At 45.2% G+C, this 22,024-nt stretch carries 23 protein-coding genes; 2 read left to right on the top strand and 21 right to left on the bottom strand.

Annotated elements, in window-relative coordinates; genetic code table 11:
* Positions 1 to 83: 83 nt before the first annotated feature.
* The 14 genes from WBS51_RS02025 to WBS51_RS01960 form a co-directional block, all read right to left on the bottom strand.
* Positions 84 to 1,412, bottom strand: a complete 1,329-nt coding sequence (locus tag WBS51_RS02025) for an FtsW/RodA/SpoVE family cell cycle protein (protein WP_173749152.1) — start codon at positions 1,410 to 1,412, stop codon at positions 84 to 86.
* Positions 1,413 to 1,420: 8 nt separating this feature from the next.
* On the bottom strand, positions 1,421 to 3,646 hold the full coding sequence (locus WBS51_RS02020; RefSeq protein ID WP_294461600.1) for a U32 family peptidase: 2,226 nt from the start codon (positions 3,644 to 3,646) through the stop codon (positions 1,421 to 1,423).
* 68 nt (positions 3,647 to 3,714) lie between these two features.
* Positions 3,715 to 4,125 carry a cell division protein ZapA gene (locus WBS51_RS02015; RefSeq protein WP_173749154.1) on the bottom strand — a complete coding sequence of 137 codons (411 nt, stop codon included), beginning with the start codon at positions 4,123 to 4,125 and terminating at the stop codon, positions 3,715 to 3,717.
* A gap of 66 nt (positions 4,126 to 4,191) precedes the next feature.
* A complete protein-coding gene (gene ruvB, locus WBS51_RS02010; protein ID WP_294461608.1) occupies positions 4,192 to 5,181 on the bottom strand; it encodes a Holliday junction branch migration DNA helicase RuvB in 990 nt (329 codons plus the stop codon).
* Positions 5,182 to 5,196: 15 nt separating this feature from the next.
* The gene (gene ruvA / locus WBS51_RS02005; protein ID WP_173749156.1) at positions 5,197 to 5,808 is read right to left on the bottom strand and encodes a Holliday junction branch migration protein RuvA; all 612 of its coding nucleotides are present in this window, start codon (positions 5,806 to 5,808) and stop codon (positions 5,197 to 5,199) included.
* Positions 5,805 to 6,269, bottom strand: coding sequence for a Gx transporter family protein (locus tag WBS51_RS02000; RefSeq protein WP_291683468.1), 465 nt, complete (start codon positions 6,267 to 6,269; stop codon positions 5,805 to 5,807). The genes ruvA and WBS51_RS02000 overlap by 4 nt, the downstream gene beginning before the upstream one ends.
* Before the next feature lie 58 nt (positions 6,270 to 6,327).
* Positions 6,328 to 6,699: a NusG domain II-containing protein gene (locus WBS51_RS01995; protein ID WP_173749158.1), complete on the bottom strand. Its 372-nt coding sequence runs from the start codon at positions 6,697 to 6,699 to the stop codon at positions 6,328 to 6,330.
* A gap of 151 nt (positions 6,700 to 6,850) precedes the next feature.
* The gene (locus tag WBS51_RS01990) at positions 6,851 to 7,639 is read right to left on the bottom strand and encodes an RnfABCDGE type electron transport complex subunit B (RefSeq protein WP_173749159.1); all 789 of its coding nucleotides are present in this window, start codon (positions 7,637 to 7,639) and stop codon (positions 6,851 to 6,853) included.
* Between the two features lie 13 nt (positions 7,640 to 7,652).
* Positions 7,653 to 8,228, bottom strand: a complete 576-nt coding sequence (gene rsxA / locus WBS51_RS01985) for an electron transport complex subunit RsxA (protein WP_173749160.1) — start codon at positions 8,226 to 8,228, stop codon at positions 7,653 to 7,655.
* Between the two features lie 12 nt (positions 8,229 to 8,240).
* On the bottom strand, positions 8,241 to 8,942 hold the full coding sequence (gene rsxE / locus WBS51_RS01980; RefSeq protein ID WP_291683465.1) for an electron transport complex subunit RsxE: 702 nt from the start codon (positions 8,940 to 8,942) through the stop codon (positions 8,241 to 8,243).
* Between the two features lies 1 nt (position 8,943).
* A complete protein-coding gene (locus tag WBS51_RS01975) occupies positions 8,944 to 9,555 on the bottom strand; it encodes an RnfABCDGE type electron transport complex subunit G (RefSeq protein ID WP_173749162.1) in 612 nt (203 codons plus the stop codon).
* Positions 9,552 to 10,511: an RnfABCDGE type electron transport complex subunit D gene (locus WBS51_RS01970; RefSeq protein ID WP_173749163.1), complete on the bottom strand. Its 960-nt coding sequence runs from the start codon at positions 10,509 to 10,511 to the stop codon at positions 9,552 to 9,554. Before WBS51_RS01970 ends, WBS51_RS01975 begins: the two co-directional genes overlap by 4 nt.
* A 12-nt stretch (positions 10,512 to 10,523) precedes the next feature.
* Complete coding sequence (gene rsxC, locus WBS51_RS01965; protein ID WP_173749164.1) at positions 10,524 to 11,846, bottom strand: electron transport complex subunit RsxC; 1,323 nt, start codon at positions 11,844 to 11,846, stop codon at positions 10,524 to 10,526.
* A gap of 56 nt (positions 11,847 to 11,902) precedes the next feature.
* Positions 11,903 to 12,826, bottom strand: a complete 924-nt coding sequence (locus WBS51_RS01960) for a putative ABC transporter permease (RefSeq protein ID WP_291683463.1) — start codon at positions 12,824 to 12,826, stop codon at positions 11,903 to 11,905.
* A 107-nt stretch (positions 12,827 to 12,933) separates the two neighbouring features.
* Here WBS51_RS01960 and WBS51_RS01955 point away from each other — a divergent pair, with 107 nt between their 5' ends.
* Positions 12,934 to 14,058: a ribonuclease H-like domain-containing protein gene (locus WBS51_RS01955; RefSeq protein WP_173749166.1), complete on the top strand. Its 1,125-nt coding sequence runs from the start codon at positions 12,934 to 12,936 to the stop codon at positions 14,056 to 14,058.
* A 29-nt stretch (positions 14,059 to 14,087) separates the two neighbouring features.
* On the opposite strand, the gene rpsA is transcribed toward WBS51_RS01955, so the two are convergent.
* From rpsA to WBS51_RS01930, 5 genes are read right to left on the bottom strand one after another with little or no spacing between them, the layout of a single operon-like run.
* Complete coding sequence (gene rpsA / locus WBS51_RS01950; protein ID WP_173749167.1) at positions 14,088 to 15,173, bottom strand: 30S ribosomal protein S1; 1,086 nt, start codon at positions 15,171 to 15,173, stop codon at positions 14,088 to 14,090.
* Positions 15,154 to 16,005, bottom strand: a complete 852-nt coding sequence (gene ispH / locus WBS51_RS01945) for a 4-hydroxy-3-methylbut-2-enyl diphosphate reductase (RefSeq protein ID WP_173749168.1) — start codon at positions 16,003 to 16,005, stop codon at positions 15,154 to 15,156. Before ispH ends, rpsA begins: the two co-directional genes overlap by 20 nt.
* Positions 16,006 to 16,025: 20 nt before the next feature.
* The gene (gene cmk, locus WBS51_RS01940; RefSeq protein WP_173749169.1) at positions 16,026 to 16,694 is read right to left on the bottom strand and encodes a (d)CMP kinase; all 669 of its coding nucleotides are present in this window, start codon (positions 16,692 to 16,694) and stop codon (positions 16,026 to 16,028) included.
* Positions 16,695 to 16,714: 20 nt separating this feature from the next.
* Entirely contained in the window at positions 16,715 to 17,962 is a 1,248-nt protein-coding gene (locus WBS51_RS01935) for a BaiN/RdsA family NAD(P)/FAD-dependent oxidoreductase (protein WP_173749170.1), read from the bottom strand.
* An 11-nt stretch (positions 17,963 to 17,973) separates the two neighbouring features.
* Positions 17,974 to 18,906 (bottom strand): MurR/RpiR family transcriptional regulator, encoded by a 933-nt coding sequence (locus WBS51_RS01930; RefSeq protein ID WP_173749171.1) that lies wholly within the window; start codon positions 18,904 to 18,906, stop codon positions 17,974 to 17,976.
* Between the two features lie 170 nt (positions 18,907 to 19,076).
* On the opposite strand from WBS51_RS01930, the gene WBS51_RS01925 reads away from it, so the two are divergent.
* A complete protein-coding gene (locus WBS51_RS01925) occupies positions 19,077 to 19,310 on the top strand; it encodes a hypothetical protein (protein WP_294461622.1) in 234 nt (77 codons plus the stop codon).
* 47 nt (positions 19,311 to 19,357) lie between these two features.
* On the opposite strand, the gene WBS51_RS01920 is transcribed toward WBS51_RS01925, so the two are convergent.
* Positions 19,358 to 20,770, bottom strand: coding sequence for an oxaloacetate decarboxylase subunit alpha (locus tag WBS51_RS01920; protein ID WP_173749172.1), 1,413 nt, complete (start codon positions 20,768 to 20,770; stop codon positions 19,358 to 19,360).
* Positions 20,771 to 20,799: 29 nt separating this feature from the next.
* A complete protein-coding gene (locus tag WBS51_RS01915; RefSeq protein ID WP_173749173.1) occupies positions 20,800 to 21,948 on the bottom strand; it encodes a sodium ion-translocating decarboxylase subunit beta in 1,149 nt (382 codons plus the stop codon).
* Positions 21,949 to 22,024: the final 76 nt, after the last annotated feature.

Raw genomic sequence — 22,024 nt, 5'->3', positions numbered from 1 at the left:
AGAGAAAAATCACTACAAAAAAATAACTGATAATGGTATACTCCCTGTTCCGGGCCCGTTTTGCTTTTTTTCTTTTTTTATTTTTATTTTTGCTTTTCAAGTTCCTCGTCCTCGTCTTCTCTTAAAATATACAAGCCCTGAATAATGGCCAGCATAATAATGGTACTCAGTGCAGAACTTCCTCCGTAGCTGACCAGGGGAAGGGTAATTCCCGTCATGGGAATAAACTTGCTGACACCTCCAATGGTAAGAAAAACCTGAAAGGCGTATTCTGTCCCAAGCCCCAGGGCAATGAGTTTATAGAAACGTTTTTTAATGCGCAGAGAAATGTTCACTACCAAAAGGAACATACTCATGCAAATGAGAATCATACATATGGCAAACAGGCCGCCCAGCTCCTCGCAGATAGCTGCAAACATGTAGTCCTGTTTCACAAAAGGAATCATTTCCGGGGAACCCTGGCAAAGCCCCATGCCAAACCAGCCTCCTGCCCCAATGGCAAACAGACCTTGAACAATCTGGTAGCCAGAACTCTCATACACAGAAAAGGGCGCTTTCCAGGCTATAACCCTCTGCTGCACATGAGAAAAGAGAAAATAGGCAACTATAGCCGCCAGAGCGCCGCTTCCCAGGCCGGCCACAAGATATACAGGCTTTTTAGTCGCCACATACAGCATCACCACATAAGTGATGAAAAATACCACGGCGCTTCCCAAATCCCTGGATAGCACCAGCACCAGTACATGTACCGCCGCCACAATGGTAGTAATCACATGATCTTTAAACTGTGCACTTTTCTTATACAGCCTGCTGGCCACAAAAAACACAAAAATAATCTTTACAAATTCTGAAGGCTGAAAAACGAAAGAACCCAGGTTGATGTTGATTTTTGCCCCGTTGACATTGGCCCCAAAAATCAGTACCACCAGCAAAAGCCCCAATCCCGCGGCTGCATAAAACCATGTCCACATCTTCAGAAAATACATTTTTTTAATGAGAATCGGCACAATCATGGCAATGACCGTAGCCGCTGCCACAATGATGAACTGCCGCTTAGCCGAATCCGGAGACAGCCTTGCCAGCATAATAAAACCAATGGACAAAAGCATACACATATGATTTAGAAGAAGGATGGACGCCTTCTTATAACATAGCCGGTACAGCCCCTGCACAACCACCAGATACAACAACAGCGCACCGAACAGATACACTATTTCCAGCTTTTCTTCCTTCAGAAAGATTACCAGAAAAGCCGTAAAATCCATAAATACAATCAGCAAAAGCTGTTTTCTTAAAATATACCGTTTGTCGTAATCGTCCTCATACTTAAAAACTGTAAAGCTCTCTAAGGTATAGAGTGCAATCAGTATCAGTATGAGGTATTTTGAAAGTTCAATAATGATATTAAGCACTTTTTCACCTACTCCACTCCACGTTTAAAATGTCCTTTCGTAACACCGGATATTTGAAACGCGTCTTTCTTTTTCCCTTTGTTTTCCTCTGCCAGATAAGCCGCCGCAAATGCATTTAACAATTCTTTCATCCTTTCCGGCCCTTCGGATGTGAAATTCATCCGCAGCGCCAAAAATCCCATGTCTCTTATCTGTTCTGCCTCCTCCAAAAGCCCGGTGGGCACACTGTTGTAAATCACATTATAACAGAAATCGCAGAAGCATTTTGTCGTAAACTGCTGACCATACCGGTCTTTTATCTGTAGTTCCCCTGACTTATGGTCGCAGCAGCCGCAGGTCTTTTTCACGCACTGGGCAGAAACCATCATGGGATAAAAGCCGTATACAATCATCTCGCTGTTTTCATGACGTCTGTGCCGGATTTCACTGCTATTTAATTCCAGCGGAACCGTGGTTCTCTTCACCTGTAGATTTTCCAGAAATTCTTCCGCAAGGTCATTAAAACTGTACACGGAATAGTCTGTGACTGCTTTAAAGAGCAGCCCCAATTTTTTCAGATATCCCAGTTCTTCCAGATTTCTCACCAGAAATCCCTCGGTCTTTTCTGCGATTTGGGTTATTTCCCGCTCCATGCCGTCCATTCTTCCCTCTCGCAGCATATAAGGCAGCGCCAGATAAAATTCTTTGCCCGCCCTGTGGGTTTCCTCTGCAGCCCAAAGCACCTCTTTTAGAAATTCCTTTCGTTTAAACATGGACATGCTGCAAAAAATTCCAGTGACCTCCCTCTGCTTTAAAGCAGTCTCCCACTGTTCTCTCTTTTCTACAGACACATAGAATTTCACCGCTTCTGCCTGCGCCCTTTTCTCTTTTGCCAAAGACGGTTTCTGTTCTGTTTCCGGCTTTCGAAGCGTTCTTCGATACCCGGCCAGATACTGCTGCTGCAGTTCTTCCAGTCCCCGCCGCCGCAGTTCATTAAGACTCTGCATAGGGAGAAAGCCTGCCTCATCTGTGAGAATTTCCAGAGAATCAAAGACAAAGGGCGTCTGTCCCGTCTTCTCCATCTGCTGCCTTACACGTTCTGCCAGAAGGGGTCTTTTCTGGGCTCTTTCTACCAGGTCTCCCTGTACCTGCACATGGATGTCCTGAAAGTCTAAATCCAGTATAGCAGGTGTATCGGCAAACAGGATTAAATTCCCATTAATTTTTTCTTGTTTTTTTGTGTCTAAATATTGCTTTTTCAGTCTGGCAAAAAGCGCCTCATTTCGCTTTCCAACCGTCCCCTGCTTCCGGCTCTGCTCCTTTTCATTGACCGTGGCCATCATTTCCGGGCCATTGTGCATATGATAATAGCCCTTGTGAAAACCGTCTCTCTGATACAAATCCAAAAGCTCCTGCCGGTCCGCCTTTTCCACCTCATAAGCCTGTCCTGTACGCAGGTACAAATCCAGATATTTTCTATATATGGCGGTCACTCCGGCTGCATACTCCGGTTTCTTCATTCTTCCCTCGATTTTCAGAGAGTAAACTCCTGCCTGCAGAATTTCCGGCAGAATATCCACTGTGCACATATCCTTGGGGCTAAGCAGATAGGACGGCTCTGTACCGCTTACGGCTTTTCCCTTTTCCAATGCTGTGTATGGCAGACGGCAGGGCTGGGCGCACCGTCCCCGATTGCCGCTTCTTCCCCCCAGCATACTGCTGAAAAGACACATGCCGGAGTAGCAATAGCAAAGAGCCCCATGGACAAAACTCTCTATCTCCACCCCTGTTTCCTGATAAATCCGGTGGATTTCTTCCAGAGAAAGTTCTCTTGCCGTCACAATTCTGGACGCACCTGCTTCCTTTAAAAGCCCGGCGCTTTTTGGTCCTGTAATGGCCATCTGGGTGCTGGCGTGAATGGCAAGCTCCGGAAATTCCTTTTTCAAAAAGGACAGCACACCCAAATCCTGTACAATCACTGCGTCCACGCCCTGCTCATAATAAGGCGCCAGAAACTCGTATAACTGCCGATATAGTTCCTGATTTTTTAAAAGTGTATTTACCGTCAGATATATCTGTTTCCCATGTATGTGGGCATAATCAATGGCTTCCAGCATTTCCTCCTTCCGGGGATTTTTGGCATAGGCCCTGGCGCCAAACATGCTTCCTCCAATGTATACTGCGTCTGCCCCTGCCTTAACCACAGCCTGCAGTCCCTCAAAAGAACCTGCCGGCGCTAATAATTCTGCTCTCATATAATTCCTTTCCTGCAAAACACAAAGGGGCGAAACAAAAATGCCCACCCCTTCCATCTTTCCTTCTTTTATTCCTTTAAAAGCTCGTCCAATTCCTGCTCCAGTTCTGCAATCTTCGCCTCTAAAGACCTTATCTGCAGAGTACTTTCCTGGGTTTCCTTCTGAGCCCGCTCCAACTCCACCTGACCATTAATCAAATCATGTTTCAAATCGTACATTTCCCGGTCCTTGGCTTCCAGTTCTTCCTCGAACATTTCAGCCTGCCGTTTTGCCTTAAAATAGTCATCGGCAATATTCAGGCTTAAAAGCGTATGTCTGGTCTCCTGAGCCTGCCGGTTGTATCCCGGAATCTGTCCCAGTTCTGTCATCTTGCTGTTCATATAATTTGCAACCTTCTGCAGGTATTCTTCACTTTCATAACCACTCAATGTGATGATTTTACCGCCAATCAGCACCTGGGTTGTATTCTTCACTGCCATCTGGTTCCTCCTGCCTTTTCTACATTCCTATGTCTATTATAATCGAATTTTCGGGAAAAACAACCATTATTTTATTCCCAGATGATGATAGGTCAGCTCTGTTACAGCTCTTCCCCTTGGAGTACGCAGTAAAAACCCGTTTTTAATCAGGTATGGTTCATATACATCCTCAATGGTTCCCGCATCCTCTCCCACGGCTGCAGCCAGCGTATCCAGACCTACCGGGCCGCCGGAAAACCGCTCAATAATCGTAGTCAGAAGCAGTCGGTCGGTCTGGTCCAGACCATACTTGTCCACTTCCAGCAAATCCAGGGCAAAATCCGCCACTTCTTTTGTAATTTTCCCGTTGTATTTTACCTGTGCAAAATCCCGTACTCTCTTTAAAAGCCGGTTTGCCAGACGGGGCGTACCTCTGGAACGCTTGGCCATTTCCAAAGCCCCGTCCCGGTCAGTCTCTACCCCCAGCACCTTTGCTGAGTGAAGGATAATGGTCTGCAATTCCTCTTCCGTATAAAATTCCAGATGATGTACCACACCAAAACGGTCTCTTAAAGGCGCAGTCAGAAGCCCCGCTCTGGTGGTGGCTCCTACCAGGGTAAACTTCGGCAAATCCAAACGGATAGAGCGGGCCGTTGCCCCTTTTCCTATCATAATATCAATGACATAATCCTCCATAGCAGGATACAGAACTTCTTCCACCTGCCGGTTCAGACGATGGATTTCATCTACAAACAACACGTCATTTTCCTGCAGATTGTTGAGAATAGCTGCCATCTCTCCCGGTTTTTCAATCGCCGGACCACTGGTAACTTTCATATGTACGCCCATCTCATTGGCAATAATTCCCGCAAGAGTGGTTTTTCCAAGACCCGGAGGACCGTAGAAAAGCACATGGTCCAGGGCATCACCTCTTTGCTTGGCCGCTTCAATATAGATTTTCAGATTGCTCTTTGCTTTCTCCTGACCGATATAGTCAGAAAGAAACTGCGGACGCAGATTGCCTTCTGTCCGCAAATCCTCTTCCATGACGTCGGTAGTAATAATTCTCTTTTCCATGACATTCTCCGCCTCTTAGAACATATTTTTCAAAGCTGCCTTTAAAAGCGCCTCTACGTTCATATCTGCTGTAAGTTCCACTTTTTTCACAGCCCGCAGGGCATCTGCGCCGGAATATCCCAGGGCAGTCAACGCCTCTACCGCTTCTTTCCGCATACCGGACAGGTCCGCCGTATCGCTGCCTGTTTCCTGCACATGCTGAGTCTTTAGCTGGAAAGCCTCCTGCAAATCCAGCTTATCCTTTAATTCCAAAATCAGCTTCTGGGCTGTCTTCTTTCCAATACCCGGCGCTTTCGAGATGGTTTTTACATCATCAGCCAGAACTGCAAACCGCAGTTCGTCTGCTGAAAGTCCGGATAAAACCCCAAGAGCCGCCTTAGGTCCAATACCATTAACACTCAAAAGCAGCTTAAAAGTATTCAAATCGTCTTTTGTGAGAAATCCGAAAAGCTGCATGGCATCTTCCCGGACATTGAGATAGGTGTATATCTTTGCCTCTTCCCCCGTGTGCAGCGCAGTATCCACACTGGCCATAGGCATAAAAATATTGTACCCCATGTTCTGGGACTCCAAAATAATTCTGTCCTCCCAAATTTCTGCCACAACACCTTTTATATATGCTATCATATTGATTTCCTTCCTGTCGTTCTCTTTAAAATTTCTCCTGTCACAATCCCGATAAGCGCCCCGGTTACCAGACCGGAAATCAAAAGCGCCGGAAAGTAGTAAAATACATTGCCGTTTTCTACCACAAGAGCCGCCACTATAAGCTGCCCCAGATTGTGGGTCACACCGCCTAAAATGCTGACTCCCACTATAGACAGCCCCGAAAACCGCCTGGCTGCGGTCATACACAAAAGACTCAAAGCCGCTCCTGCCAGACTGTACAGAATAGAAAACAGATTGGCAAAGAGAAAACCAATCACTACAATGCGGATAAGGGATATAACTGCCGCTTCTTTTGCACGATACCTGTACAGCACAAACACGGTTACCAGGTTCGCCAGCCCCAGTTTCATACCGGGAACTACGAAAAATACAGGCAGAAGCATTTCCACATATCCAAAAATAATTGCCAGAGCCGCCATAAGCCCCAGCCATGCGATTTTTCCTGTTCTTGTATAAATAATGATTTCTCCTTTGCTCTTATTTCACCACTGCGTCCAGGCCGTCTTCTTCCCCGTCCTTGGACACAATCTCCAGCACCACTTTATTAGGCAGGCACACCACGGTCTCTCCCGGTGCGTCAATCGTTCCCTGCCGGATACACACATGGTCCGGACAACTTGCCTCTGTCATCTTTACTTTTCCATCTTTTATTTCACACACATTCGTATCCTGAATCTTTATGACCTGGTTTTTTTCCAAGGAATAAGTTCCATAAACCTCTCCGGCAACAGTAATTTTAAGTTCTGTTTCTTTGTTCCCGTCAACCAGACGCAGTCCCTTTGGCACCAACCAGCAAAGAAGGGCAAGGATTAAAATTCCTCCTACCAGAAATATATCTTTTTTCTTCATAAACATCTCCTGTTTCGTTTTCTGGGTTTTATCTTATCACAGGAAAGCCGAAAATGCAAATGTGTGTTCGTGAAATGCTCGCATCACAACACAACCCCCTTTCAAGGTTCCACAAGTTGAAACTTGAAAGGGGGTTGCACATTTCATATTTTTACAAAATAATCTTTCTCGGACACGTCTTCTTGCAGATACCACAGTTGACGCATTTCTCAGAATCAATATGCGCCACATTATCCACCACGGTAATGGCATTTTTCGGACATTCCTTCTCACATTTCTTACAGCCGATACAGCCCACCTGACAGGCGCTCATCACTGCTTTTCCCTTATCCTTGGAATTACAGGACACCGCCTGCTTCTGTTTGTAAGGAATCAGCTCAATGAGTTTCTTCGGACACTCGGCCACGCATTTGCCGCAGGCCTTACATTTCTCTTTATCTACTACAGCAATTCCATTGATAATATGAATAGCGTCAAATCCGCAGGCCTTCACACAAGAGCCATAGCCCAGACAGCCATAAGAACAGGTTTTGGAACCGCCGTTCTGCATGAGCGCAGCCATTTTACAATCCTGCACTCCTGTATAATCATAACTCTGTCCTGCTTTTTCGCAGTCCCCTGCGCACTTTACAAACGCAGTCATACGGACAGCTTCTCCCGCTTCCTGACCCATAATAGCCGCAATCTTTGCTGCTGCGGCAGAACCGCCTACCGGACAGGCATTTACAGGCGCCTCACCTTTTGCAATAGCTGCAGCCAGACCATCACAGCCCGGATATCCACAGCCGCCGCAGTTATTGCCCGGCAGCTCTTCTCTGACCTGAATTTCTTTTTCATTTACTTCCACTTCAAATTTCTTTCCGGCAACTCCCAGGAAAAGTCCAATAAAGAGACCTACACCGCCTACCAGGACTGCCGCAATGATAATACCTGTTATCATAGTCTATGCCTCCTTAAATAATTCCTGAAAAACCGAAAAACGCAATGGCCATTAAGCCTGCCGTCAAAAGTACCATAGGAAATCCCTGAAAATATTTCGGTACATCGTTGTATTCCATTTTTTCACGAAGACCTGCCATCAGCACAATGGAAATGGTAAAACCAAGAGCTGTGGCAAATCCGTTAACCGTTCCCTGCAGTACATTGTAAGATTTCTGCACATTGATAACCGCAACACCCAGTACTGCACAGTTGGTAGTAATCAGAGGAAGGTACACACCCAGACTCTCATACAGAGCCGGCATGGACTTCTTCAAAAACATTTCCACAAACTGTACCAGAGCTGCAATAACCAAAATAAATACTATGGTCTGCATATACTCCATATTCAGCGGAGTCAGAAGAAACTGATAAATCAAACTGGTTACCAGTGAAGACAAGGTGATAACGAAAATAACTGCGCCGCCCATGCCTGCTGCTGTCTCAATCTTCTTAGAAACACCGAAGAAAGGACAAAGTCCGAGGAACTGACTCAGAACAACATTGTTTACCACGGCTGCTCCTACTGCTATAATAAGTAATTCTTTCATGTTCTGTCCCCCTTACTTTTTCACCGTATTGTCATAAAATTTTCCGCTGCAGCCTTCATTTCCACAGGAAGCACAGCCGCCTTCCATGCAGTGTACCGGTTTCTGTTCTTCCTTCGGCTTTTTATCCTGCAGTTTTGCACGGATAGCCGCCAGAAAGGCCAGTACGAAAAAGGCACCCGGCGCCAGAATGAAAATGGTAGCCGGTTCGTACGCAGAAGGCATTACCTGAAATCCGAATACGGTTCCCGCACCGATAAGCTCACGAAATGCTGCCAGAATGGTAATGGAAAGGGTAAATCCCAGTCCCATACCGATACCGTCGAAGATAGAGGATACCGGACCGTTTTTAGAAGCATAGGATTCCGCTCTTCCCAGAATAATACAGTTTACTACAATCAGAGGAATATAAATTCCCAGAGCATCATAAAGCGCCGGAATAAAACCCTGCAGCAGAAGCTGTACCATGGTTACGAAGGACGCAACAATGACGATATAAGCCGGCATACGCACCTTGTCGGGAATCACATTTCTAAGGAGTGAAATAAACAAGTTGGACAGAGCCAGAACCACCGTAGTCGTCAGCCCCATACCGATACCGTTGATAGCTGCTGTGGTAACGGCCAGTGTCGGACACATACCCAGCACCAGAACAAAAGTCGGGTTTTCTTTGATGATACCATTATAAAGACGTTCACCAGGTGAATTTGCTTTCATCTTATTTTCCCTCCTTCACATATTCAAAGGCACAAAGCCCTGCATTGACGCCGCCTGTTATGGCTTTCGACGTAATGGTAGCGCCGCTGATGGCATTGATTTCATTGTCAGACGCTGCGCCTGATTTTGTCACCTCAAAAGCATCCACCTGCTTGCCGGCAAACTGTCCCTTAAACTCATCTTTTGTGGCGTTCATACCAAGACCTGCAGTCTCGTTAATATCCAGAATGGAAATTCCGTTTAAGGTACCGTCCAGTGTTACACCCATGGAAAAACTGATGTCACCGCCATAGCCTTCCGAAGTTGTCATATTCAGCGCATAGCCAATGGTTTCTCCGGACGCATCCTTGGCCTCCATCACTTCATTGACCGTCTGTGCCTCAAAACCGTTTTCTGTCAGATAAGCAGCCAGGTCTGCATCGTCTGCCTCCACGCATACCTCAAAGGAATCCGCGTCTTCAAACACGGCCTTGTAAGCCTCCTGCTTTTCCTTTTCAGCCTGCTGGGCAATGGGCTCTTTTGTCACCTCATATACCATACCCAAAAGACCGCCCGCTACCAGAGTAATCAGGGTCAGTATCAGGGTATCTTTTATAATTGTATTCTTTTTCATGCTTTTTTACCTCCCATTCCGAAGGCTGCCGGCATTGTAAAACGTTCAATCAGCGGCACCAACAGGTTGCAGAAAATAATAGCATAGGAAACTCCTTCTGCAGAACCGCCGAAAATACGGAAAAGTCCGGTAAAAATACCAAGACACACGCCATATACCAGCTGTCCCTTCTTTGTAATCGGAGTTGTCACATAATCCGTTGCCATAAACCAGGCGCCCAACATCAGACCGCCGCCGAATAAGTGGCACAGCAGATAGTTCAAATCCAGACCATGGCCGCCGAACAGCAGCACAAATACAGCAAAGGTGCCAATATAAGTCAGCGGAATCCGCAAATCAATGATACCTCTTGCCAGAAGAATTGCTGCACCGATTAAAATGGCAAGCGCAGAAGTCTCCCCAATGGTTCCCTGTATATTACCAAAGAACAGGCTCACCCAGTCTACACTTTCTCCTGCTTTTAAGGCAGCAAGAGGTGTAGCGCCGGATACGGTATCCACAATGTTCCCCCATGCATTATCCGGCACAGTAAAATCTGTCATTCTTCCTGTAAAGGAAATCAAAAGGAAACATCTGGCTGCCAGAGCAGGGTTCATAAAATTCTGTCCCAGACCGCCAAACAGCTGTTTTACAATAAGAATAGCAAACACACCGCCGATAACGGGAATCCACCAGGGAGCCTTCGGTGGCAGATTCAGTGCCAGCAAAAGTCCAGTAACGGCTGCGCTATAGTCCTTGATTGTCAGTTTCTTATGTACGATTTTTTCATAGATTGCTTCTGTTGCCACGCACACAGCAATGGAAATCAGAATCAGCAAAAGCGCGTGGGGTCCGAAATTATAAACGCCCACCAGCGCTGCAGGCATCAATGCCAGAAGTACCGTAAGCATAATGCTGCCGGTATCCACCTTCGACCTTACATGAGGGGAAGATGAGACGTGTAATAAGTCACTCATGATTTTCTCCTCCTATTTCGGTTTTCTGCGGTTAGCCAGAACCATTTTTCTCATAGAACGCATAGACTGGGTCAGCGGGCGTTTTGCCGGACAGACAAAACTGCAGCAGCCACATTCCACACATTCCATACCATGATATTTTACAAACATCTCTTCCCGGCCGTTCTCCGAATACGTTGCCAGTCTGGAGGGTACCAGTCTGGCCGGACAGGCCGTGACACATCTGCCGCAGTTGATACATGCGGCAGGTTCCTGGGCAGAAACCTCATCTTTTGTCATGCACAGCAGCGCAGAAGAAGTCTTTACTACCGGCACATGATAATCAAACATAGCAAATCCCATCATAGGACCGCCGGAAATCATTTTTTCCGCAGGCTGCTTCAAACCGCCTGCCGCTTCCAGAAGCTCCGCAAAAGACGTACCTGTGCGTGCCTTTAAATTACAGGGCTCTGCTACGGCATCTCCTGTAATGGTAACAATACGGTCCATAACCGGTTCGCCTTTCATAACAGCCCGGTATACCGCACATACGGTATCCACATTGTCTACTACGCAGCCCGCGTCTGCCGGAAGCATGGAAGAATTGATTTCCCTGCCGCTGACTGCCGCAATGAGGCAGCGCTCTGCGCCCTGAGGATATTTGGTCTTTAAGGTGCTGACCTCAATTCTCGGCTCATCTTTCACCAGCTCGCTGATTTTTGCAATACAATCCGGCTTGTTGTCTTCAATACAAATATAGCCTTTGGCATTGTCAAAAAGCTTGAGAATACATTTCAAACCATTGATAATCCACTCCGGCTGTTCCAGCATACGGCGGTAATCAGAAGTCAGATAAGGTTCACACTCTGCACCGTTTACCAGTACATATTCAATCTTATCCGGTTCTTTTGGAGAAAGCTTTACATGGGTAGGGAAACCTGCTCCTCCCATACCTACTACGCCGCCCTCTTTGATTCTGGCTATAATTTCCTCTTTTGTGAGACTTTCCAGAGACTGCGCCGGCTGAAACTCTGCGGTTTCATACTTTTCATCATTTTCAATGACAATGGCATCTACCATAGCGCCTACATTATTTCTGACTTTCTTTATTTCTTTCACAGTTCCTGACACAGATGCGTGAACAGGCGCAGAAACGAAGCCTCCCATTTCTGCAATTTTCTGGCCCGCCAGAACGTAATCCCCTTTTTTCACAACAGGCTGTGCCGGAGCACCAATATGCTGTGAAAGCGGATATACCAGTTCTTTCCCGGGCAAAAATTCCCGGACAGGCTTTTCTTTGGACAGTTCTTTTCCATCGTAAGGGTGAACGCCACCCCTAAAGGTTAAAAACGCCATAATTTGTCCCTCCTTTATCTATCGATAATCAGATGTTTCTGATTATACTCCTGCTATTAGTCTGTCTTTTTTTTCTGATGCTTTTCTCTGTAAGTTCTAAACTGACTTTTCAGTTCAGGATACGCGCAGACCATACGTTTCCTGATACGGCTCTGTTTTTTGCGGATATCGGTATATTTTTTTACATATTCGTCCAGACGCTGTTCCAATTCCCGTTTTTTCTCCATATAACTCTCTGCATCCAAGAGGCGTCTGTCCTGTACCAGACTTTCAAAGCGTTCCAGAATTTCCTGCTTTCTGCCGGACAGCCCTTCCAGAGAATCCTGTAACCGCCGGTAATTTCTGACAGATTCCAGCTTCTCCCGAATCTCCTCTTTCGTCTCATAGATCCTGGTACCCTGCAAATACACAGTAAGATCCTCCAGCATATCCTCCGCTTTGGCAAAGGCCTTGCTCAGACCAGAAGCTGCGGCTGCCGATGAAATAAAGTCCACAAGATACAAAAGAGTCACAATCAAAAGTACAATTTTTCCCACAGACTGCGGATACAATCCAGTCAGCCAGGACACAAACGGGTGAAGTACCTGGAACAGTAAAACGGTAAATACACCCCAGCCCAGGGAAGCCCCGACACAAATGTACCCATGAAAATTAAACTTCTGTTTACTGTAATCCCACCATCTGGTATGGAAAATTTTCTCCATCAGCCAGCCGGTTACCAGTTCCAGAAGTGTGGCCGTTACAACCCCGCCGGCATAGAGAATCAGCAGATTCCCGTCAAAAGGCTTTAAAATCAGATATACACTGACTGCACCTGCGCCATAAATAGTACACAGTGGGCCATTGATAAATCCTCTGTTTACGGGTTTTCCTTTTTTCACAGATACATATGCGGATTCCCATACCCAGCCTAAAAAACTGTAGATAAAAAACCAACTTATGATATAATATAGAGATATCCCTGCTATTGTAATATCCATGCTTTTCTCCTTCGTTATATAATATAACATTTTTTTACGAAAATCACTAGAATTTTTTAGTGATTTTTCGTACTATTTCAAGAACAATTTGAAAGGATTTTGTTAAAATGATAACAAATAAACAAATTATCTATACATTATCACCAGAACTGAAATCCGGATTTTTTTCACCCGATTCCAATCCTTCGGATTTCCTGTTTTTCGACATTGAAACTACAGGACTGAGTCCGAAAAACAGCCGTGTTTTTCTCATAGGGCTTCTCTTCCAAAGAGAAGACGCCCAGGACTTTGAACTCTGCCAGTTTCTGTCAGAGCACAGCGATGATACATCAGAAAGCCTGCTTTTAAAGGAATTCTGCCGCATAGCTTCCTCTAAAAAATATCTGGTACACTTTAACGGCGCTTCCTTTGATGTCCCCTATCTGGCCAACCGCTGCAAAGCTTTGCAAATTCCCCAGACTTTCTCTGATATGCCTCAGATAGATTTATACCGGGAGCTCCTCCGCATGCCCTGTTTTTTCCGTCAAATGCCCGGCCACAGACAAAAAGATTTTGAAAATCTGGTTTCTTATCCCAGAGAAGACCTGTTATCCGGCAAAGAAATGATAAAAATTTATCAAAACTATGTAAAATCTCCTGATACACAGAGCCAGAAACTTCTTCTGCTACACAACAGCGATGACCTCAAAGGTATGGCAGCCCTCCTTCCCCTGGGCGGGCTGCGCCAGCTTTTAAACCGGGAATATACCATAGAAAAAGCCGAAGAGCTCACAGAAAACAGCCCGGAAGGAACTCCCCTTCGGAAACTTCTGTTTACTCTTTCCATGAAACATTCGGTGTGCGCTGCTCTTTCTGCAGCTTTGCCTTTTTGTTACATTACTGTATTAAATACTACAGCCAAAATAAAAATGCCTCTCTACCAAGGCACCCTGAAATATTTCTACCCAGATTATCAAAACTATTATTATCTTCCCTATGAAGATGAGGCGGTACACAAAAGCATAGCTCTTTATCTGGACAAAAGCCGACGGCAAAAAGCAAAGGCTCACAACTGCTGCAAAAAAGTATCCGGCTGCTTTGTCTATGCTCCCGGCTCTCCAAACCTTCCTCTTCTCCAGGAGGACTATCATGCCAAAGAAAAATATGCACTCTGGCCCTTTGAAAACGCTTCCCAGGAAACCCTTCTCTCTTATGTCCATGGAATTTTAAAAACAGCCATCACTAAAAAGTGAGGGCTGTTTTTAATAAAAAAGATTTTTTATTATTCTTCTACTGTCTCTTCTGCTTCGTCCTGAGCTGGCTCAAGAACTTTCATGCTGAGGCTGATTTTCTTTTCTTCTTCGTTGAAATCAACAACTTTTGCAGAAACAACCTGACCTACTTTTAATACATCAGATGGTTTTTCTACATGTGCTCTGGAAATCTGAGAAACATGAAGAAGAGCGTCTACACCTGGCTCTAATTCAATAAATGCACCAAAATCTGTCATGCGGGCAATTTTGCCTTCTACAACATTTCCTACTGCATATTTTTCAGCTGCATGCAACCATGGATTCTGGTCTTCAAATTTCAGGCTTAACGCAATCTTATCCCCGTTGATTTCTTTAATCAGGACAGTAATCTTATCCCCTGCTTTGAATACTTTTTTCGGGTTTTCTACTCTTCCCCATGACATTTCAGAAATGTGAAGAAGACCGTCAGCGCCGCCAAGGTCAATAAATGCACCAAAGTCTGTAACGTTTTTGATAGTTCCTTCTACAACATCTCCTGCATGGATTTTCTCGAAAAGTTCTTTCTTCAGTTCTTCTTTCTTAGCTACCAGAAGCTGTTTTCTGTCACCGATAACACGGCGTCTTTTTGGATTGAACTCTGTGATAACAAATTCAATTTCCTGATCCTGATATTTTGTCAGGTCTTTTTCGTAAGTGTCGGACACCAGACTTGCAGGAATGAATACTCTTGCTTCTTCTACAAGTACGCTTAAACCGCCGTCTAATACCTGGTTTACTTTTGCTGTCAGCACTTCTTTATTTTCAAATGCTTCTTCGAGTCTCTTGTTGCCTTTATCAGCAGCCAGTCTCTTGTATGTTAAGAGAACCTGTCCGTCTCCGTCGTTTAACTTCAGGACTTTTGCTTCCATAGTGTCACCTGGCTGAGCAACAGTTCTAAGGTCTAAGTTCTGGTCATTAGAATATTCACTTCTGGTAATGATACCGTCAGCTTTATAATCAATGTTCAGAATAATCTGGTCTTCTTTCACATCGATAACTGTACCTTCGACTACCTCTCCATTCCTAATTGTTTTAAATGTTTCATCCAGCATTTGTTCAAAACTTAATTCTGACATGTTTTGAAACCTCCTCAATTATTTTATTTGGGGTTGATGCCCCTGCTGTAATACCTACACATTGAACGGATCGGAAACTATCAGAATCCAAGTCAGCAAGTGTCTGTATATAATAAGTATTTTCACATTCGCTTTTACAAATTTCATATAGCTTCTGAGTATTGGAGCTATGTCTGCCTCCCACGACAATCATGGTATCTACTTGCTTAGCGATTTCTTCTGCTTCAGACTGTCTGTCTTGTGTTGCATTACAAATCGTATTTATAACAAGCCTATCATAACGCTTTTCGCCCAAAATTTCAACTATTTCTTGAAAATTATTGTAATTAAATGTCGTCTGGGATACAATACACACCTTTTCATGGCCTTCTTCCAGGAATTTTTTTGCCTCTTCCTTTGTCTTAATCACCGTGCAGGGACCTTCACACCAGCCCTTAATTCCCACCACTTCCGGATGGTCCGCATTGCCTACAATGACGATGTGGCGGCCTTTCAGGCTTTCTTCGGCCACAATCCGATGAATTTTCAGAACAAAGGGACAGGTAACGTCCACACAGGCTATCTGCTTTTCCTTCAAAAGGTCATAAATATATTTCGGCACACCATGAGACCGGATAATCACTGTGCCATCCTGCAGATTTCTCAGTTCTTCTTCGGACTCTAAAACCCGGACGCCTTTTTTCTCCAAATCCGACACCACTTCTTCGTTGTGAATAATGGGTCCATAAGTATAAACCCCGCCGGCGGTCTGTTCTGCCACTTCATAGGCTTTTTCCACTGCCCGCTTTACGCCAAAGCAAAAGCCCGCGGTTTTTGCAACTTTTACTTCCATATGCCTCTCCCCCGCTTTCTTTACTTCCGGCTTTCCCGGTAGAGACGGATAATGGCCTCTTTTACTTCCTCAATGGACATTTCAGAGGAGTCTACCAGCACAGCGTCTTCGGCCTTTCTAAGGGGAGAAATCTCTCTGGTCATATCTCTGTAATCTCTGTCGTTAATGTCTGCTTCAATTTCTTCCAGCACACAGGAGACTCCCTTTTCTTCCAGTTCCCGGCACCTTCTCAGGGCTCTTGTGCGGGCGCTGGCCGTAAGATAAATTTTCACATCTGCATCCGGCAAAACGCAGGTGCCGATATCGCGTCCATCCATAACCACATCGGTCTGGGAAGCCAGAACACGCTGCAGTTCCACCAGTTTTTCCCGGATACGGGGTCTTGCAGAACTGACGGAAGCCATATTCCCCACTTCCTCCCTGCGCAAATCTCCGGTCACATTCTCGCCGTTTAACAGCACCTGTTGGGCGCCGTTTTCATATACAATGGAAATTTCTGCATTTTCACAGGCTGCATCCATCTGCGCTTCTTCCCCGGGAACAATCCCCTGGCGCAGAAGGTGCAGCGCCATAGCGCGGTACATGGCGCCTGTATCCACATAAATAAATTCCAGTTCTTTTGCCACAGCCTTGGCTATGGTACTTTTTCCGGCACCTGCCGGACCGTCAATGGCGATATTTACTGACATATCTTTTTCTCCTTTGCTGTTTATTCAAAACTTTCCTCTGCTGCCGCTTTGGCTGTAGACCAGGCAATCTGCAGGTTAAACCCGCCGGTTACGGCATCTAAATCTAATACCTCACCAATAAAGAAAAGCCCTTTCACCTTTTTCGACTCCATGTTTTTTGGCTGAATGTCTTTTACGGTGACACCGCCCTGAGTGATAATGGCCTCCCGAAATCCCCTGAGGGACGTAAGCGTCAGAGGGAAGTGCTTTATCACTTGGATGAACTCCCGCCTTTCCTCTTTTGTAATTTCGTTGACTTTCTTTTCCGGAGGAATCCCTCCCAGAGAAAGCATGACTGGATACAGCTTTGCCGGAAACATGCCGGTTATGACGTTTTTAAACTGTTTGTTCTTTCCGTTTTCAAACTCCCGCAAAAGCCTTCCGTCCAACTGCTCCTCTGACAAGGCTGCCTTCAAATCCAGAAAAGCCTGAAGTTCCTTTTTTTCCAGCTTCTTCCCAATGCGGGAACTGGCTGTCAGCACTAAAGGACCGGAAATCCCAAAGTGGGTAAAAAGCAGTTCTCCAAAATCATCATACAGCACTTTCTTTCCGTCTTTTACAGTAAAGCGGACATTTTTTAAAGCCAGCCCCTGCATGTCTTTTACATATTCTTCCTTTGTCTCTATCGGAACCAGAGCAGGACGCAGTTCCGTCACTTTATGATTGGTTTCCCTTGCAAAGGTATAACCGTCTCCCGTAGAGCCCGTGGCCTGATAAGAACAGCCTCCTGTGGCTACAATGACTCTGTCCGCCAAAATTTCGGCTCCGTTTTCCAAAAGTACGCCCCGTATCTTCTCTTCCCCCTCCAGGGAGTTTTCCGTCAACACTTTTTCCACTCTGCTTTTTAAATGTATCTTCACATCCAACGCTTTCATCCGCTGCTCCAAAACCTTAATCACATCAGAGGAATGGTCAGATACCGGAAAAATTCTGCCGCCCCGCTCTTCTTTTACAGCCAGTCCCAGACTTTCAAAAAAAGCGATGACATCCCGGTTTGTATAGCCGTAAAAAGCGCTGTAAAGAAACTTAGGGTTACTGACAACAGATTGAAAAAAAGTCTCCTCATCACAGGAATTGGTGATATTGCAGCGTCCCTTTCCTGTAATAAACAGCTTTTTCCCAAGCTTTTCATTTTTTTCAAAGAGGTGTACCTGATGGTTCTGTTCCCCCAGAAAGACCGCCGCTGCCATTCCGGCGGCGCCTCCTCCTATAATTATTATTTTAGCCATAAAACACTCCTTTAATCCCTGGATTTCCGGGGTACTTCTGTCTTTTTTAACTCAATGTCATGGTTATCTGCCACATTAATCTCATCTTTGTTGTATACCTGGTATTCATCCCAGATTTTTTCCAGGGATCCCAGGGTTTCCACGACATCCTTCTGCTTCCGCATACTGAGCGCCACCACCAGGGCATTAATCACGCTCAGAGGCGCAACCAGGGAGTCTACAATGGACGCCATATCACTTCTGGCAATAAGATTGCAGGAGGAGTACAGATTCATAGGAGAATGAATACTGTCTGTCAGCGTAACAACCTTGGCATTTCTGTTATTGGCAAATTCCAGTGCCTTTAAGGTTCTCATGGAATACCGGGGGAAACTGATACCAATAATCACGTCCTCTTCGCCTATCCGAATCATCTGTTCAAACAACTCGCTGGAACTGTTGGTATTCAAAAGATGTACCCCGTCACAGATGAGATTCAGATAAAAAGCCAGAAAGCCCGCCAGAGGCGCACAGCTTCGGATTCCTACAATATAAATATTCCGTGCCTTTAAAATCGTCTCAATAGCCAGTTCAAAAGCCTCATGATCTACGGCTTCCAGTGTCATCTTAATCTTTTCAATATCTGAATGAAGGACCGTATCTAAGATTTCAGACTGCGGCACCTTTCCATAGGTAACCTCCATTCTCTGTATGGAATTTAATTTGTTGCGTACCAGTTCTTCCAATTCCCTCTGAAACTCCGGATACCCCTTATATCCCAGATAAATAGCAAAACGGACCACCGTGGACTCACTGACTCCTACGGTTTCTCCCAGCTTTGCAGCCGTAAGAAAGGCGGCTTTATCATAATTTTCCCGGATATAGGCCGCCAGCTTTTTCTGTCCTTTACTGAAATTTTGATATTGTTGGTTCATTTTACTGAGCAAATGCTCTGTATTGTTCATCTTCTGACCCCTCTTTGCTGATTCTTTCACATGTACCCTATCATAGCACAAAAAAGAAAAAGTTTCAGCAAAAATTTTCTTTCTGTTGACTTTTTTCCTTCTCTCCTCTATACTGTTTCCAACTCAACCCCTTTTTCAGAGAAAAATACATACCTAGGAGGCACTGACTTATGATGAATCCTTTGAAGCTTATGGAACTTCGCCGTATGAAAAATACCATTGAGAAAAACCATCCAAAGCTCTCCCCTTTTCTGAAAGCTGTTTCCAATCACGCGGCCCAGGAAGGCACTGTCATTGATGTGCAGGTCACCTGTCCGGACGGAAAATCCTATAAAACCAATCTAAAGGTCACAAAATCTGACCTTGAAGTATTGAAAAAAGCGAAGGCCCAGATGTCCCGTTAAGGACTTCTGAGCCTTCGCTTTTCTTGCTCTGCTTGGACAATGCTATTTTATACCGGATAAGCTCCGTTTTTCGTATCTGCTTCCTTAGGGTCTACCTTTGTCTGCTGTGCTTCTCTGTATTTGAAGAAGTCTGTAGCAACCTGTGGGAACAGTGCGTAAGAAAGTACGTCTTCTTCCTGTTCGGACCACTGAGCCATTTCGCCTCTTAAGGTATCCAGTTCAGGCTGAATCAAATCAGCCGGACGGCAGGTAATGACTTCTGTGTCACCGATACATTTCTTCTGTACCTCTTTGTCAAACGGTTTTACAGTTACACCGTATTTTCCGCTTAATACATCTTTGGTTTCTTTTGTCACCATCTTGTAACGCTCGCCCATGATGACATTAAATACAGCCTGTGTACCCACAATCTGAGAAGATGGAGTAACCAGCGGCGGTTCACCAAGGTCTTTACGCACTCTTGGCACTTCTTCCAGCACATCGTAGAATTTGTCTTCTGCGTGCTGTTCTTTTAACTGGGATGTCAGGTTGGAAAGCATACCGCCCGGTACCTGATATAACAGTGTTTTGATGTTTACACCCAGGTTCTTCGGATTCAGAAGACCGCTGTCTAAAGCCTCGTCACGGATTGGACGGAAGTAGTCTGCGATTTCTGCCAGTAATTTCTGGTCAAAACCTGTGTCGTATGGAGTTCCCTTGAAGGTCTCTACCATAACTTCTGTAGCTGGCTGGGAAGTTCCCAGAGCGAACGGTGACATAGCAGTATCAATAACGTCTACGCCTGCTTCTACGGCTTTTAAGTAAGTCATGGAAGCAACACCGGAAGTATAGTGTGTATGCAGCTGAATCGGAATATCTACAGCTTCTTTTAAAGCTGTTACCAGTTCGGTTGCTGTATACGGAAGCAGAAGACCTGCCATATCCTTGATACAGATAGAATCTGCACCCATATCTTCTACTTTCTTTGCCATTTCTACCCAGTAGTCCAGAGTATAAGCATCACCCAGAGTATAAGACAGCGCCACCTGTGCGTGTCCTTTCTCTTTATTGGCTGCTTTTACTGCTGTCTGCAGGTTGCGAAGATCGTTTAAACAGTCAAAGATACGAATGATATCAATACCGTTTGCAATGGATTTCTGTACGAAATATTCCACTACGTCGTCTGCATATGGACGGTATCCCAGGATATTCTGTCCGCGGAATAACATCTGCAATTTTGTATTTTTAAATCCATCACGGAATTTACGAAGTCTTTCCCATGGATCTTCCTTTAAGAAACGCAGGGAAGCATCAAAAGTTGCTCCACCCCAGCACTCTACGGAATGGTAGCCGACTTTATCCAGCTTTTCCACCATAGGCAACATCTGCTCTGTTGTCATTCTAGTAGCAATCAGAGACTGATGTGCGTCACGCAGAATTGTTTCAGTAATTTTTATTGGTTTTTTTACTACGTCTGCCATCTTTTTTTCCTCCATTTATATTTCTTGGTTTATACACCAAAGATAGCCATGAAAGTACCAGCTGCTACGGCTGTACCGATAACACCGGCCACATTTGGTCCCATTGCATGCATGAGCAGGAAGTTGGTCGGGTCTGCTTCTGCACCAACCTTCTGGGATACACGGGCAGCCATAGGTACTGCGGATACACCGGCAGAACCAATCAGCGGATTAATCTTGCCGTGGGTCAGCTTGCACATCAGTTTACCCAGAAGCACACCTCCGGCTGTACCGAATGCAAACGCTGCCAGACCTAATGCTACAATTTTCAGCGTATCCAGTTTCAGGAAAGCCTCAGCACTTGTTGCAGCTCCTACGGAAGTACCCAGCAGAATAACAACAATGTACATAAGAGCATTGGAAGCTGTCTCTGTAAGCTGTTTTACAACCCCTGATTCACGGAACAGGTTACCCAGCATCAGCATACCAACCAGTGGTGCTGTGGTAGGCAGAATCAGACAAACAACAACGGTAATGATAATCGGGAACAGGATTTTTTCCAGTTTGGATACGGGACGAAGCTGTTCCATTTTAATTTTTCTTTCCTCTTCTGTAGTCAGAAGCTTCATAATCGGCGGCTGAATAATCGGCACTAAGGACATATAGGAATAAGCCGCTACGGCAATAGCTCCCATAAGTCCCGTCTGTCCCAGCTTTCCTGCCAGGAAGATAGAAGTCGGGCCGTCAGCACCACCGATAATAGAAATAGCTGCTGCTGCTTTTCCGTTGAATCCCATAAAGATAGCCAGGAAATAGGCAACATAAATACCCAGCTGTGCTGCTGCACCCATTAAGAAACTCTTTGGATTGGCAATCAAAGGACCAAAGTCTGTCATGGCACCTACACCAAGGAAAATCAAAGATGGGAGCACACTCCATTCATCAAGAATATAGAAAATATGAAGAAGTCCGGCTACTCCATTGGACGTTTCTTCTGCGCTGGCCATAATATCCGGGTAGATATTTACCAGCAGCATACCAAAAGCGATTGGCACCAGCAAAAGCGGCTCAAATCCCATTTTAATAGCAAGGAATAAAAAGACAAATGCTACTAAAATCATAATCAGATTGCCCCATGTCAGATTCATAAAAGCTGTCTGCCCAATCAGGTTTGACACTGTATCTGCAATGTTAGACATTTTTTTACCTCCCATTTATTTCGTTATTCACAGGTATCTGTACCTGTTTCTTGGGAATTTACACTGTATGCAAATT

It is taken from the genome of Blautia acetica, assembly GCF_038739805.1.
GTDB lineage: Bacteria > Bacillota > Clostridia > Lachnospirales > Lachnospiraceae > Blautia.
This window is presented reverse-complemented; position numbering and strand designations above follow the sequence as displayed.